The organism is Pseudoalteromonas sp. AWH4_217 (assembly GCF_056161105.1).
On record NZ_JBSWYM010000033.1, the window covers coordinates 18,245 to 31,643 of the forward strand.

Genomic DNA, 13,399 nt, shown 5'->3' on the forward strand with positions numbered 1-13,399 from the left:
AAAAACAAACTAACCGGGGTAGTTTATGATTATATTCATGAGAAAAAGGGGATAACTTTGCAACAACGTTAAAAAGCGGGCATGACCCTGGCCTCAGACTCCAGCCTTATTAACAGACAATTTCGTTTTGCCTATCTGGTCAGATGTGTTACCAATAAGAGATGTGTCAGTGCGAATTAATTCCGTCATGAAAATTCATACACTCGAAGGCTATATTCAGAATATCTATCTGGTGGCTTACCCGGATAAACTATTGCTGCTGGATGGCTGCAGTCGCGCAGATGTTGCGATGATCTGCCAGTTTATTACCAATGAACTACACCGCCCACTCCACCAGCTGAAATTAATTGTAGTAACCCATATGCACCCTGACCATGCCGGAGGAGCACACTATTTGCGTAACTTAACCGGTGCGCAGATAGCCACCGCCAATTGCCCGGGTCAGTGGTATCGGGGCCTGGATGGTATGCTGATGCATTTATCGGACATTGCACTGGCGTTATGGGTGGCCGGGCGCAAACGTAAAGCACGAAAAAACCTCTGGTATGCGCGCACCCTGAAACCCGATGTGTATCTGCCCGATGGCACCGAACTGCCGGGCTTTGAAGATTGGCAGGTATTGCACACTCCCGGCCACACAGACAGAGACATCAGCCTTTATCATGCACACCGCAGTACAGTGTATATCGCGGATGTAATGGTGCAGGTACGCGGCAAACTCATCCCGCCTTATCCGGTGTTTTATCCAAGACTGTATCGCTCAACGCTGCTAAAACTGCAACAGCTGGCTCCAGCCACTGTGATGCTGGCGCACCACAGTGAGCTTGCGTTTGCAGACATTGATTTTGTGCAGCTGCTACAACTGGCGCCTACGCAGCCCGTTACCCACTGGCGTTCGGTAAAAACCAAAACCAAACGGGCACTCGGGCTGGGTAAACGTCACTCAGGCTGATACGGCACGGGTAAAGATTGTAATGAAGGCGTCGATGTCCTGCTCAGTGTTATAGATATGCGGTGAAACCCGGATCCCCAGCTTACGCGCATCGACCGCTATATTTGCCTCTCTTAAAGCCGATAATACCGAGTCCTGCGCTTCACCGGCGTTGAGAATAGCCGTGCCGGAGCAGCGCTTTGCATCGGTCGGTGCGATATACCAGGGAGCCAGCTGCGTCTGTAAACGCGCCAGCAAGGTCAGGTTATGCGCCCTCACCTGTGCCACCCCCAGATCAGCAAAGTAATGAATGCTGTGAGCGGCAAATATATAGGCGGCCACAGACGGTGTGCCGCCCCAGAAACGCAGCGCACTATCATGGGGCGCAAAATGATGAATATCAAACTCCATCGGGTTCTGATGAGAAAACCAGCCAACGTCTTTGGGCTGACAATGTGCCAAAATATCGGGGTTGACCCAGATAAACCCGGCACCGGGCCCGCCACACAGCCACTTTACGCAGGACCCCAGCACACAGTCCGCCGCACTGTCGGACAAATCTATGGGGATCACACCCGCGGCCTGCGCAATATCAACGATCACCCGACAGCCCTGTGCTTTAGCCAGTGCCGTGATGGCTGCAACAGGTGCCTGCTGACCAGTGTTAGAGTACACCTGGCTGACGAACACCCAGTCAATCTCGCTGTGCAAATGCTGCTGCCAGACACTCAGATCGGACATATCCAGATCGGCGGGGATAAAGTGGATTTCAACATCCGCAACGGCCTGCTGAAGTACAAACCCCATGCTGGGAAAGTCACTCTCACTCATCAGCACACGTACTGTCTGGCGGCCCGTTTCTGGCAGGCTCATCACAAACTTAGTTAACCCACTGGAGAGGTTGCTTTGCGGGCAAAAATAGTCTGCCTGGCTGTTGAACAGCCTGGCCAGCGCCGAGGTAAACTGCTGTATGCCATCAAGCCACTGATACCAGGGCTCATGGTTGTCGCCAGCCCAGGGGTGAAAGTAGCGCTGCATAAAGTCCTGCTCGGCCGTCGCCAGAGGTCGGCCTACGGAGTGGCTGAGCAAATAGTGACCCTGAGGTAAGGAGAAGTCTGCCTGTTTCATTGTGTGCCCTTCGCGATACTGCGGCGCAGTGTGTTTAAATCATCAAAGCGGGTAAATACGTCTTCGCGTTTTGCAGCTGCCCGCTTATCTCGTAGCAATGCCAGCTGGTTCAGAAGCACAGGCAGCGGCGGTCCGCTGGCCGTCACTTTATCCAGGTGCTGGGTATTCATATCACCCGACGGCTGGGCAATGTACTTTTCTACCAGCTGATTGTGATGCTGAATAGCAGTATCGCCGTGCAGCTTACATACCTGCACAAACGCACTCACTGCTTCCTGGTACCAACTACTGCTGTGGTGCTGTTCAGCCGCCGCGACAAAGGCATCCATCAAATTGGGTAAACGCATGCATTCGCGCAGTGTAGCCTGATCCTCGGGCATCATATACAGGAACTTGTCCACCAGCATCTGAGCGTAGTTCACGTCATTGGCCTGACACAAGCCCAGCATCATGTCGATCACATTGATCCCGGCGAAATCTCCGGCGTTGGCACCACGGTAGACTTCTTTGCCCACCCGGTACGGTTTGTAATAGGGGCGGACAACATAAAAGAAAGCATCGGTATCCAGCTGTTCAAACAAGCACTGATTAGAGCGGATCACATCTAACAAAGCATCTTTGACCTGTGTCAGCAGCACCGGTGTCATGGGATGTGAAATGCCCAGCGGCTGGATTTTTAATAAGCACTCTGCGGCACGCTTGTAGGCCAAAATAGCCCGGGTGTTGTAATCGATAAACAGCTGCTCGGCCGGATGACTGGTAAAGCGTTTGTACACGCCGTTCACTGCGCGATTGTGTGTGGTCAGATGCGCCGTTGCAAAGCGCGGTGTGACACCGATGGATGCACCAATGTGCATCGCAAGTGCCGATGCCTCTTTAAGCGGTGAGTACTGTTCCCGGCTGGGCTCTGTGAGTTCATGCCGACGACAGGCTGCCATATACAGGCCTACGTTGCCCAGCAGATCGAACGCATTGTCAAAGCCTTCGTCGGTATTGCCTTCAGCCAGCAATGCCTGGATATGCTGTTGCCCTTCGTTGAGTAGTTGTTGTTTTATTTCGTCTTCTACTCCCTCAACATTGGCCTTGTCCTGTTGCTGCCAGTACGCGGCCTCCAGCTTGTCGTTAAGCGTAACAAAATCACTGCGGATCCAGTGATCAAATGCATGTGTTAGTGTGGTCATCTGTAGCTCCCCAAATTATGAGTCTCAGGCTACCAAACCTTATGCGCTAAAAGTTGCTAAAATTCATGTGAACGCTAGACTAGATTGGCGACAATATAAAAAATAAACCTAATCATTAGCAGAAATCACTACTATGGCGCACTTAGATAACAAAGATCGTATTCTTCTTCGGGCACTGCAGGACAACGCCCGGCTCAGTAATGCTCAACTTGCTGAACAAGCCAGTTTGTCTGACACCCCTTGCCTCAGGCGCGTCAAAAAGTTACAACAGGATGGGGTGATTTTAGGTTACCACGCCAATTTGGCACCGCAGTCACTGGGCTATACTGTACTGGTGTATGCGTTTATTCGCCTGAGTGAGAACTCCGCACAGGCCGCGACCCAGTTTGAGTCTCATACAGAGCAACTGCAACAGGTACTCAGCTGCTCAGTGGTGTCTGGGGCGCATGATTACTTACTCGAAATCATTGCCGAGGATTTGCCCAGTTACGAGCATTTTGTCAAACATCGTCTTGGCGCCATCGGCTGTATCGCAGGGATTGAGTCAACCATCGTTTTAAAACAAACGTTTACCAAACGACCCCTGCCAGTTTAACGCAAAGGATTCGATCCATATGCAGTTCCAATTTCGCACAGTGCATCATCAGTGGGTTGCTTATGTGCTTATGACACTGAGCTATTTTGCGCTGGGCAAAGCCCTGACCGCATTTGCGTTTCAGGATCAGGTGTTGCCCATCTGGCTGCCGGCGGGCGTGGGTCTGGTGGGTGTGCTGATTTGGGGCTGGCGCTTTTTGCCCGGCTTATTTTTAGCCTCAGCGCTGTTTAACTGGACCACGGCCCATGGCTATGTGTTTAGTCAGGCGACCTTATCGCAGTTTTTGCAGGTCTCTATTATCGCATTAGGCGCCTGCTTGCAGGGGTTAGCCGGCGGGTTGCTATTGCGGCACTGGCTCGGCGACCCATTGCGAATGCGTTCTCGCAAGCACATTGCCTATTACATTTTTTTGGTTGGCATACTCGCGAATCTGATCTCCGCGAATATCGGCGTATTCTCGCTCAGCCTGTTTAACCCCGAGTATCAATTCACTCATCACTGGCAAAACGTGGTGGCCTGGTGGCTGGGCGACAGCCTCGGCATACTGATTTTTACTCCCCTGTTGCTGTTGATGCTCGACGCATGGGCGTTTGAACAACACAGTTATCACCGCAGTCGCAACGTTTTTGCCACCAGCTTTGTGCTATTTTTATCTGTGGTACTGACCACCTATTTATATAATCAGGGCAACATTCAGGCTGCAAAACGAGAAGCGCAAAGAGAACTGAGGTTGATAGAAAACCTGTTGTTGCAGCAGGTCAATCTCAGCATGCTGGCAGTACAAGGGGTGGCTGCAAAGCTACAATCACTCAGTAAGGTGAACGCTGAGGAATTTCATCAGATTGCGCAGCAGCAGCGCAACCGCTACCCATTCTTACGCGCTATTTCCTGGAATGTCAGACTAAACCAAACACAGGGGAATGCGCTTCAGCGCCAGTTCGATACACTCTATGATGGCCGGGTTAAACTCAAAGGGTTGCCGCTGGCCCCCGATGATCCCCTGGTGGTTGTCACCTATGTCTCACCACAGGCCGAGAACTTCAGTGCACTGGGTTTTAACGTGTATTCACGGGAAAATCGCAAGCAGGCATTAGAAAATCCAACGATCACCGTACGACCACAGGCCACAGACATCATTGAGTTAGTGCAAAGCGATCCACCTATCCCAGCCTATTTGTTGTTTTCACCGGTCTACCATCGTGACGCCACTGATCCACAGGCAGATATTCTGGGTTATGCCACAGCCGTGGTGCAAACGGATACCCTACTGGGCTCTGTGTTGAAAAAGTCTCAGGCAGACAGTTACAACGTTGCCGTATTTGATGGCAACAATACACAGCCCTTCTATCGTAATCATCCATTCTCGACCACCCAAATGTCTGCAGACAATCTGTTCGAAACCCGGATTCAATTTGGTGGCCAGATATGGCGTATTAAACTTGAACTCAGAGCAGACTTTGTCGCCAGTCTCAACCACAGACAAACCGTGTTACTGCTGCTGTTGCAACTCAGCATTACCGCGTTGATCACTTTTATTGTGCTACTCAACAACTATCAGCATTATGAACTTAACCACCTGGTGGAACAGCGCACTCAATCGCTGCGCAAAGCAGTTGAAGATGCTGAACGAGCGAACCAGGCCAAAAGTCGGTTTCTGGCCAATATGAGCCACGAACTCCGTACGCCATTAAATGCCGTGGTGGGGTTTGCTTCTTTGATGAAAACAACCCGCTCATTTGACACCCTTCAGTCTTATGCCAGTCGCATTGATATGGCTGCAAAAACACTGCTTAACCTGGTCAATGACATTCTCGATATTGCCAAAATTGAGTCTAATCACCTGGTCATTGAACGTCATGACTTTGATTTACAAGCACTACTTGGCCGGATCGATAGTCTGTTTACCACCAGCGCCGCGGACAAAGGATTACAATGGCAACTGAATACCAATATCAGTGGTGCCTGCTGGCTTAAGGCAGATGAACTCAGAATGGAGCAGATCCTGCTTAATTTATGCAGTAATGCCATCAAGTTTACCGACAATGGTAAGGTGGCACTCCACTGTGAAGTGCTTCATGGCGACAGTGATTACCTACTTACTTTTTCTATCATCGACACCGGTATTGGTATCGATTCTCACAAGCAGCAGCTGATTTTTGCGCCTTTCACACAAGCCGACGCCTCCACCTCCCGGCGCTTTGGTGGCACGGGTCTTGGTCTGGCTATCAGCAAAGAACTGGTGGCACTGATGGATGGGCAACTCACAGTACAAAGCACCCCGGGACAAGGCAGCACCTTCACTTTTTCTTTGCGCTGTCCGTTCGGCGATGCCCAACTGGCAGACAAAGCCGAACTTGACCACTCTTTACTGAAGGGCATGCATGTGCTGGTTGCAGAAGACAACCCGGTTAATCAACTGGTTATTAAAGCCATGCTACAGTCTATTGAAGTTGAGTTTGTCCTCGTGAGCGATGGTCAGCAGGCCGTCGATGTGTGTGGGGAGCAGGACTTTGATCTGGTGCTTATGGACTGTCAAATGCCATTGTTAGACGGTTATCAGGCAACCACGTTATTACGTAAACGATTCAGTCAGCAACAATTGCCGATTATCGCACTGACTGCCGACGTGATGCCCGAGGATAAGGCCTATGCGGTCGCTGTCGGGTTTAATAGCCACCTTGCAAAACCACTGGAGCGCGATAAGCTGGTGCAATGCTTAATACAATATCGACTGTCATGATTAAAAAAGGGTATTTATTGTTCATACTGGCCAGCCTGGCACAACTTGTTGCGACGCCAACACAGGCACAGACCTGTCTGGATCAGGTAAACGACTTGTCACGCTATCAAATCGATGCGCAGCAGGGCACGTATCGCTATGCCAATGAAGCTGGCCCTGCCGTATTGGATATTCCCGAGGCGCAGTCGTACGCAGCCTATCTCAGAGCAACGCGGGCGCTGATCCTGGCACGCAACCCAAAAGCCACACTTCGTTGTGAGCTGGCAACCAAAGTGTCGGCGCGACTCCCTGAGCCTGCAACTCAGATAGCTGATTACGTTGCCCCATTTGAATTAACGCATCCGAACAACCAAAAGGCTGTACTCCTGATCCATGGACTAACCGACTCACCTTTTATTTTTCACACTCTGGCTGCGGATTTGTATGCACAAGGCTATGACGTCAGGACTATGTTGTTACCCGGCCATGGCACTGCAGCCAGCGACCTGAAAGAAGTCGACTACCGGGACTGGCAACAGCATGTGCGCTATGCCATTTCGCGAACAGCCAGTGATTATAGCCAGTTTGCAGTGCTTGGCTACTCAACCGGCGCAGCCCTGGCAACCACGGAAATAGCAGCCCGCCGACCTGATAACCTGGCAGCATTAGTGCTAGTGGCACCAGCCACGCAAAGCCACAGCGAAGTGGCCTGGCTGGCAAAGTGGCTGGACTGGCTGCCCTGGGTTGACTGGGTTGATAAGGGGGCCGATCTGGATCTGGCAAAATATGAGTCATTTCCTCTTCACGCGGTCACGCTGGTAGAAGAAGCCATGGCCAATATGCGAGCAGCTAAATTACCAGCCTCACTGCCAACTCTGACCATTGCCAGCGATGTTGATGGCACCATTGACAGTCAGGTGACCTATGAGTTGCTGACCCGCTGGGCACAGGATAGCACTGCCCCGCTGGCACTGCGCGTCTATGCTCCAACACCCATTGCAGCATTACCTGAGTCGATAAACGTGACTGAAGTCGCCACCCTCGACAGGGTCATTGATATGTCGCATATTGGTATTTTAAATCCACCGGATCATCCTTATTATGGCAGAGCGGGAACCTTTCGCAATTGCGATACCTACCTGGAGGATACCACAGCTTTTACACACTGTAAGACGACCGAAAAACCGTATTTTGGTGAGCGCAGTACAACAAACCTGGCACAATATACGCCCCTGGTCCGGGTGTCCTTTAATCCTGATTATGATCCTATGGTTGCGCAGCTGATACAGTTTTTGGGCAAGGCAATGTAATAATCTATGTATCAACATCGCTTTATTACTCAGCTTTCGACACTAACCGCCACCGAGCATACAGCACTTTCTGGCCAGTCTCCGTTTAGCAGTATTGCCTGGCTGGACGCACTAGAGCACAGCGGCTGTGTTGGTGAGCAGACAGGCTGGCTGCCCTATCACCTGCTTGTGTATCAGGACAACCAAGTGGTCGCGCTACTGCCCGGCTATATCAAGCTCCACTCGTATGGCGAATACGTATTTGACTGGGCCTGGGCCGAAGCGTATGAGCGCCACCAGCTGCCCTATTATCCCAAGTGGATCTGTGCCATTCCGTTTACGCCTGTAGTGGGAAGTCGCATTTTATCCAGCAATCCGCTAACTGATGCACTTTATGACTATGTAACGGCTGCGCTGCACCAGGAGGCAAAACAACAAAGCTGGTCGGGCTGGCATATCAATTTCCCGACACAGCTAGCAGGCTGGCAGCGCCAGAACCTGATGGAGCGACACGGTGTGCAGTTTCACTGGAAAAATCATAACTATTCGGATTTCGGCGACTTTCTTGGCGCAATGACGTCACGCAAGCGTAAGTCTATCAATAAGGAGCGCAAAGCAATCCAGGGTCAGGCGCTCACGATCCGCTGGTATCAGGGCGACGATATCACAGAAGAAATAAGACAGGCATTTTACCTGTGCTATGCCACCACCTATCTCAAGCGTTCGGGACACCAGGGCTACCTGAACGACGCTTTTTTTCAGCGTATCTGCGAGACCATGGCCGCTCAGGTTGCCATTGTATGCGCATTTCAGCAGGATAAAATCGTGGCAGCAAGTCTGTACTTACACGACGAGCACACCCTGTATGGCCGTTACTGGGGCGCGCTTCAAAGCCATAACCACCTGCACTTCGAACTGTGTTATTACCAGGGAATTGAGTATGCCATTCGTCACAAATTGCGCCGTTTTGACGCCGGCGCACAGGGAGAGCACAAGCTGGCACGGGGTTTTGAGCCGGTTATCACCCACTCTTACCACCACATCAGTCAGCCAGATTTTGCACAGGCAATTGATGACTACCTGGCCCGGGAGCGCTCACATATGGCACAATACCTTGACCAGTGTGCGAGTTTACTGCCGTTTAAAAATCAGTAAGCGGTTGTTCGCCGGCATCGCATAATCTTCCTGCAATACCAGTTCAGCTTGTGCGGCAAGAGAACAGATCCATTCTATATTGCGGATCCCGCTGTGTGGATCGCGACTACGCAAAAAACCATCAAAGTCCTGGTTACTGGGTGAGGTAAACTGGCCGTTATAATTAAAGGGACCATAAACCATTAGTAGTCCACCTGTAGCCAGGTGCTGTTTCACCCCATCAAAAAAGGCTTTGACCAAAGTTTCAGACACAATATGCAAGGTGTTCGCGGTATAAATCGCAGGGACCTCCGCCACCGGCCAGGGTGTGGATGCCAGGTCGAGTGTGAGTGGTACGGGTAAATTGCGGGCGCCACTGTCTTCACTCCACATCAGGATCCCAGCATGATTGACGGCCAGATCACTACATTGCCAGGTTAAATGAGGCAGCGCAGTCGCAAAACAAGCGGCATGTTGCCCCGTACCTGACCCGACTTCCAGCACAAACGTGACCTCTGTTAAATAAGGGCGTATTTTTTCAAGTATTGGCAGCTTATTATTCTCACATGCCTGAGAGTAAGGTTTATCCATCTTGCACCTCTGTGATCCAATTTTGCGCTCTATTGATGCAATCCTGTCGCTAAAATGCAAGCAGTTTTAAATTGCATAACCTTAAACATATAAAAAACATACAATTTTATCCTTGGTATAAAGCATGCATTGTCTATACTGAAATTTCGACACAACGCTTGGAGCACATTATGACAACCTCAGATCTCTCTCATTTACCTTTAACAAGCCGTGGTCTGATAGACACGGATGCAGAACCCAATTTACTGGAAAGCCAAGACTATTGTCAGGAAGTGGCGGATCTCTTGACCAGCCCGGAACAAGAACGCGAGAAAACAGCCCAGCAGTTTTTGCTTGGGTATAATTAATCCGCATAAGCTCTGCACACAATCAGGGCTTGCTAACGCTCCCCTTTAGTGTAATGATAATTATTATCGTTACACTAAAGGGATACTCCACTATGCTGACACCGCTTGCGCTCATCAATTTTAAGCCGCATCTGAATGCACACTGCACCCGCCCTTACCTTGATGCACCTCAGCAGGTTGCAGAATTTATCAGCGCCGGGTGTGATTTGGCAAAATGGTACGAGCGACAATCCTGTGCATTGCTTCAGGAACTGTACCTCAGGCGAGTATTCTTTGAATTACTAAACCACATAGCTGATCCTCTGGTGCACACCTGTGTGCGACAACAGTGCCTGGAACAAATCTATAAGCCGCTGCTCGCTCTGAAGCGCTACTACAAAGCAAAGCGCAGAGGCCTACATAAATTTTACCTCCTCGAGCGGGAGGCCAGGATCATCAGCCATGAATTTAATCCGTACAGCTAGGAGTAGTTATGAGCGAATTTAGACAAGTTTCAGATAGCATGGGCGTGTTAGACGTGCCACAAGATGCGCTTTATCAGGCACAGACTCAGCGTGCTATTAACAATTTCCCGGTCAGTGGGTTAACACTGCCTGGCAGTTTTATTCGTGCGCTGGCTTACATCAAACAAGCAGCCGCAGAATCCAATCAGGAGCTGGGTCACCTGAGTTCAGATAAGGCCCAGGCAATTGTTGCTGCCTGCCAGCAGATCATTGACGGCGAACACTTGTCACAGTTTCCTGTCGACGTCTTTCAGACCGGATCAGGTACGAGTTCGAATATGAATGCGAACGAAGTAATTGCATCTTTGGCCAGTCAGCTCAGTGGCGAGACAGTCCACCCTAATGACCATGTAAACATGGGACAAAGCTCCAACGATGTGATCCCAACAGCAATTCATGTTAGCAGTGCCATTTTGGCGGTGTATGAGCTACTACCCGCGCTTAAGCACCTGTCTCAGGTGATTGAGCATAAGAGTAAAGAAGTCGGTCACTTAGTAAAAACAGGTCGCACCCATTTGATGGATGCCATGCCTGTAACTTTTGCACAGACACTCAGTGGCTGGCAGCACCAGGTTGATTCTGCCTGCGAGGGCATAGTACAGGCACTCGAGAAGGTCTATGAGTTAGGACAAGGTGGCACAGCTGTTGGTACCGGGGTGAATGCCGATGAGCGTTTTGCCGCGACCTTTAACAGCTATCTGAGCAGTAATGTAGGGATCCGCTTCACACCCAGCAAAAACTTCTTTTATAACATCGGATCGCAAGACGCCATCGTCGCGCTATCGGGCCAGTTAAAAACGCTCGCAGTGGCCAATATGAAGATTGCCAACGATCTTCGCTGGATGAATTCAGGTCCTCTGGCAGGCCTGAGTGAAATAGAATTACAAGCTCTACAGCCTGGATCTTCCATTATGCCAGGCAAAGTCAATCCCGTGATCCCAGAAGCCGCAGCCATGGTCAGTGCACAGGTGATCGGCAATGATGCCACTATCACCGTAGCCGGCCAGTCAGGAAATTTTGAACTGAATGTGATGCTGCCCGTAATTGCCTATAACATTTTACAGAGTATTGAGCTGCTGGCGAATATGTCGCGCCTGCTTGCCGACAAAGCCATTGCGACCTTTAAGGTCAACGAGCCAAGGCTACAAGAGGCACTCACTCGTAATCCAATCTTGGTTACGGCCTTAAATCCGGTGATCGGATATGAAAAAGCAGCCTTTATCGCCAAACAGGCTTATCAGCAGGGGCGACCCATCATTGAGGTTGCTGCCGAGCACACTGATTTAAGTGAGACAAAGCTACGTGAATTGCTGGATCCTCAAAAACTTACTCTTGGTGGGCTATAACCGTATCACGCGCCAATAAACTTGGTGCGTGAATCTTGTCACAAGTGAAAAAGCGCGGCACACTGGAAGAAAAATAGACAGGATCTGATATGAACGCGTTTAAACTTTCTCTTTGTAGTTTGTTTTTCATTGCCGGCTGCAGTGCTTCAGGTAATGACCCCGTGAACAACGAGGAGACCACCAACACTCAGCAGAGTAGCGCAAACGAGCGAACAGTTGCGCCAGCCAAACTACAAACAAAATCCGCTGTCAGGCATGATGTTGGGAATAGCAAGCCGATTCCAGCAGACAAAGTACACAAGGCAGAACCCATCGCCCAGATAGATGAAGATGCTATCAGCGAGGCCAGGCTGAAAAACCAACGTGCCTATCTTAAATTTATTACCAAAGACAAAGAGTGTGACACCACTGCGCAGTGTCAGGTGCTTCCGGTTGGCAGTCGGGCCTGTGGCGGACCCTCAGACTATGTCATATTCTCAACAAAAACAGCGGACCCGGAGAAGGTGAAAGAGGTGGCCGACAAGTTGACACATGCCGAAGCCACCTATAATGCCAAAAATCAAATGGTCAGTATTTGCCAGCATTTGACTGTGCCAGCCACTCAGTGCGTTAACAATAAATGTGTTAAACTCGAGCATTCAAACCAGGCAACCTACTAGGGATTTTCAATGAAGTATCAGTGTTTGGCACTTTTTCTGCTTACAGGTCTATTGGCTGGCTGTGGTAGTACCCAGTCCACGCAAGTAACCGACAGTGATGACAACCAGGCACTGTCAGAGTTAGTGGCTGATAAAGGGTGCGATGCCAGCTTTCAGTGCAAAGTAATCGGAGTCGGAGAGCGACAAACCTGCGGTGGTCCAAGTCAGTATGTTGTTTACTCTGTACGCAATGTAGAAGAAAGCCAGGTAGAGCAGAGAGCTTTGGCAATAACACGGCAAGAACAGGCGCTTAACCAACAAACTCCACCAAGTGATGTTTGCAAGCAGGTGTTACCTATTCAGGCGTTATGTATCAATAGCCAATGTCAGGCAATCACATTGAAATAATCCAGCAAGTCATTTCTTAACTGCCAGAAGGTCTAATCCATCTGGCAGTCCATCACGTCACCAATGTCAGCCCTAGAGCAACCATTGGCTCAGCAATGAGATAGGTATTATCAACAACGCACACAGACATGCCCACCATACGTACCGGATCTCAATCTGCTTCTTTACCCAATAGCAATAAATAAACTTCACCAGATAAGTAGAGGCACACCCAAATAGGGCAAAAATAACAAGCAGAACGAGTAAATACAGAGACACAATCAGCTCAAAACCACGGCAATGAACAATTATCATAACGACTCATTGCACACAGAGCAATGCAAGATAGCCAGTGTCAAAGACAAACAGCCGTGTCCCCTGCCATATTCCGGCAATAGCTTCACAGACTCACTCCGCTGTGCACTCAGTCGCGAAGTCGCTAACCTTTAAAAAGCTCGGCGTATAAAGGGGAACAATATACACCACTTTGAATTCACTCCAGCCTCGACTCCAGGTTTACCCTGCTCTACCACACCTCAAACAGCAACTCCGTTGTCATCCCGCACGCGATGCGGGATGACGATAGTGTAGACCTGTATGAATGGAGAAA

At 50.1% G+C, this 13,399-nt stretch carries 13 protein-coding genes; 10 read left to right on the top strand and 3 right to left on the bottom strand.

Annotation, left to right across the window (positions count from 1 at the left end):
- Positions 1-187: 187 nt before the first annotated feature.
- On the top strand, positions 188-952 hold the full coding sequence (locus ACXAH1_RS23475) for an MBL fold metallo-hydrolase (protein ID WP_475200069.1): 765 nt from the start codon (positions 188-190) through the stop codon (positions 950-952).
- Here the strand turns inward: ACXAH1_RS23475 and ACXAH1_RS23480 are convergent.
- Complete coding sequence (locus ACXAH1_RS23480; RefSeq protein ID WP_475200052.1) at positions 944-2,059, bottom strand: aminotransferase class V-fold PLP-dependent enzyme; 1,116 nt, start codon at positions 2,057-2,059, stop codon at positions 944-946. The two genes, ACXAH1_RS23475 and ACXAH1_RS23480, sit on opposite strands and share 9 nt — an antisense overlap.
- A complete protein-coding gene (locus tag ACXAH1_RS23485) occupies positions 2,056-3,240 on the bottom strand; it encodes a PrnB family protein (protein ID WP_253111049.1) in 1,185 nt (394 codons plus the stop codon). The genes ACXAH1_RS23480 and ACXAH1_RS23485 overlap by 4 nt, the downstream gene beginning before the upstream one ends.
- A 133-nt stretch (positions 3,241-3,373) precedes the next feature.
- On the opposite strand from ACXAH1_RS23485, the gene ACXAH1_RS23490 reads away from it, so the two are divergent.
- From ACXAH1_RS23490 to ACXAH1_RS23505, 4 genes are read left to right on the top strand one after another with little or no spacing between them, the layout of a single operon-like run.
- The gene (locus tag ACXAH1_RS23490) at positions 3,374-3,835 is read left to right on the top strand and encodes an Lrp/AsnC family transcriptional regulator (RefSeq protein WP_475200055.1); all 462 of its coding nucleotides are present in this window, start codon (positions 3,374-3,376) and stop codon (positions 3,833-3,835) included.
- A 19-nt stretch (positions 3,836-3,854) separates the two neighbouring features.
- Complete coding sequence (locus tag ACXAH1_RS23495; RefSeq protein ID WP_475200057.1) at positions 3,855-6,575, top strand: ATP-binding protein; 2,721 nt, start codon at positions 3,855-3,857, stop codon at positions 6,573-6,575.
- Positions 6,548-7,864, top strand: coding sequence for an alpha/beta hydrolase (locus tag ACXAH1_RS23500; protein WP_475200059.1), 1,317 nt, complete (start codon positions 6,548-6,550; stop codon positions 7,862-7,864). The genes ACXAH1_RS23495 and ACXAH1_RS23500 overlap by 28 nt, the downstream gene beginning before the upstream one ends.
- Before the next feature lie 6 nt (positions 7,865-7,870).
- On the top strand, positions 7,871-8,998 hold the full coding sequence (locus ACXAH1_RS23505) for a GNAT family N-acetyltransferase (protein WP_475200061.1): 1,128 nt from the start codon (positions 7,871-7,873) through the stop codon (positions 8,996-8,998).
- Here ACXAH1_RS23505 and ACXAH1_RS23510 read toward each other — a convergent pair.
- The gene (locus ACXAH1_RS23510; RefSeq protein WP_475200063.1) at positions 8,975-9,568 is read right to left on the bottom strand and encodes a DUF938 domain-containing protein; all 594 of its coding nucleotides are present in this window, start codon (positions 9,566-9,568) and stop codon (positions 8,975-8,977) included. The two genes, ACXAH1_RS23505 and ACXAH1_RS23510, sit on opposite strands and share 24 nt — an antisense overlap.
- A gap of 170 nt (positions 9,569-9,738) precedes the next feature.
- Between ACXAH1_RS23510 and ACXAH1_RS23515 the strand changes: the two genes are divergently transcribed.
- From ACXAH1_RS23515 to ACXAH1_RS23535, 5 genes are all read left to right on the top strand, one after another.
- The gene (locus ACXAH1_RS23515) at positions 9,739-9,915 is read left to right on the top strand and encodes a hypothetical protein (RefSeq protein WP_171045672.1); all 177 of its coding nucleotides are present in this window, start codon (positions 9,739-9,741) and stop codon (positions 9,913-9,915) included.
- 92 nt (positions 9,916-10,007) lie between these two features.
- Positions 10,008-10,379, top strand: coding sequence for a hypothetical protein (locus tag ACXAH1_RS23520; protein ID WP_138545692.1), 372 nt, complete (start codon positions 10,008-10,010; stop codon positions 10,377-10,379).
- Between the two features lie 8 nt (positions 10,380-10,387).
- On the top strand, positions 10,388-11,764 hold the full coding sequence (locus tag ACXAH1_RS23525) for a class II fumarate hydratase (RefSeq protein ID WP_475200064.1): 1,377 nt from the start codon (positions 10,388-10,390) through the stop codon (positions 11,762-11,764).
- A gap of 89 nt (positions 11,765-11,853) precedes the next feature.
- Entirely contained in the window at positions 11,854-12,423 is a 570-nt protein-coding gene (locus tag ACXAH1_RS23530) for a hypothetical protein (RefSeq protein WP_253111073.1), read from the top strand.
- A gap of 9 nt (positions 12,424-12,432) precedes the next feature.
- Positions 12,433-12,810, top strand: coding sequence for a hypothetical protein (locus ACXAH1_RS23535; RefSeq protein ID WP_475200067.1), 378 nt, complete (start codon positions 12,433-12,435; stop codon positions 12,808-12,810).
- Positions 12,811-13,399 lie beyond the last annotated feature (589 nt).

What these genes read in the sequence shown, in the direction of transcription:
- ACXAH1_RS23475 (WP_475200069.1), top strand. Translation starts at nt 188, where the DNA reads ATGAAAATTCATACACTCGAAGGCTATATTCAGAATATCTATCTGGTG.
- ACXAH1_RS23480 (WP_475200052.1), bottom strand. Translation starts at nt 2,059, where the DNA reads ATGAAACAGGCAGACTTCTCCTTACCTCAGGGTCACTATTTGCTCAGC.
- ACXAH1_RS23485 (WP_253111049.1), bottom strand. Translation starts at nt 3,240, where the DNA reads ATGACCACACTAACACATGCATTTGATCACTGGATCCGCAGTGATTTT.
- ACXAH1_RS23490 (WP_475200055.1), top strand. Translation starts at nt 3,374, where the DNA reads ATGGCGCACTTAGATAACAAAGATCGTATTCTTCTTCGGGCACTGCAG.
- ACXAH1_RS23495 (WP_475200057.1), top strand. Translation starts at nt 3,855, where the DNA reads ATGCAGTTCCAATTTCGCACAGTGCATCATCAGTGGGTTGCTTATGTG.
- ACXAH1_RS23500 (WP_475200059.1), top strand. Translation starts at nt 6,548, where the DNA reads ATGCTTAATACAATATCGACTGTCATGATTAAAAAAGGGTATTTATTG.
- ACXAH1_RS23505 (WP_475200061.1), top strand. Translation starts at nt 7,871, where the DNA reads ATGTATCAACATCGCTTTATTACTCAGCTTTCGACACTAACCGCCACC.
- ACXAH1_RS23510 (WP_475200063.1), bottom strand. Translation starts at nt 9,568, where the DNA reads ATGGATAAACCTTACTCTCAGGCATGTGAGAATAATAAGCTGCCAATA.
- ACXAH1_RS23515 (WP_171045672.1), top strand. Translation starts at nt 9,739, where the DNA reads ATGACAACCTCAGATCTCTCTCATTTACCTTTAACAAGCCGTGGTCTG.
- ACXAH1_RS23520 (WP_138545692.1), top strand. Translation starts at nt 10,008, where the DNA reads ATGCTGACACCGCTTGCGCTCATCAATTTTAAGCCGCATCTGAATGCA.
- ACXAH1_RS23525 (WP_475200064.1), top strand. Translation starts at nt 10,388, where the DNA reads ATGAGCGAATTTAGACAAGTTTCAGATAGCATGGGCGTGTTAGACGTG.
- ACXAH1_RS23530 (WP_253111073.1), top strand. Translation starts at nt 11,854, where the DNA reads ATGAACGCGTTTAAACTTTCTCTTTGTAGTTTGTTTTTCATTGCCGGC.
- ACXAH1_RS23535 (WP_475200067.1), top strand. Translation starts at nt 12,433, where the DNA reads ATGAAGTATCAGTGTTTGGCACTTTTTCTGCTTACAGGTCTATTGGCT.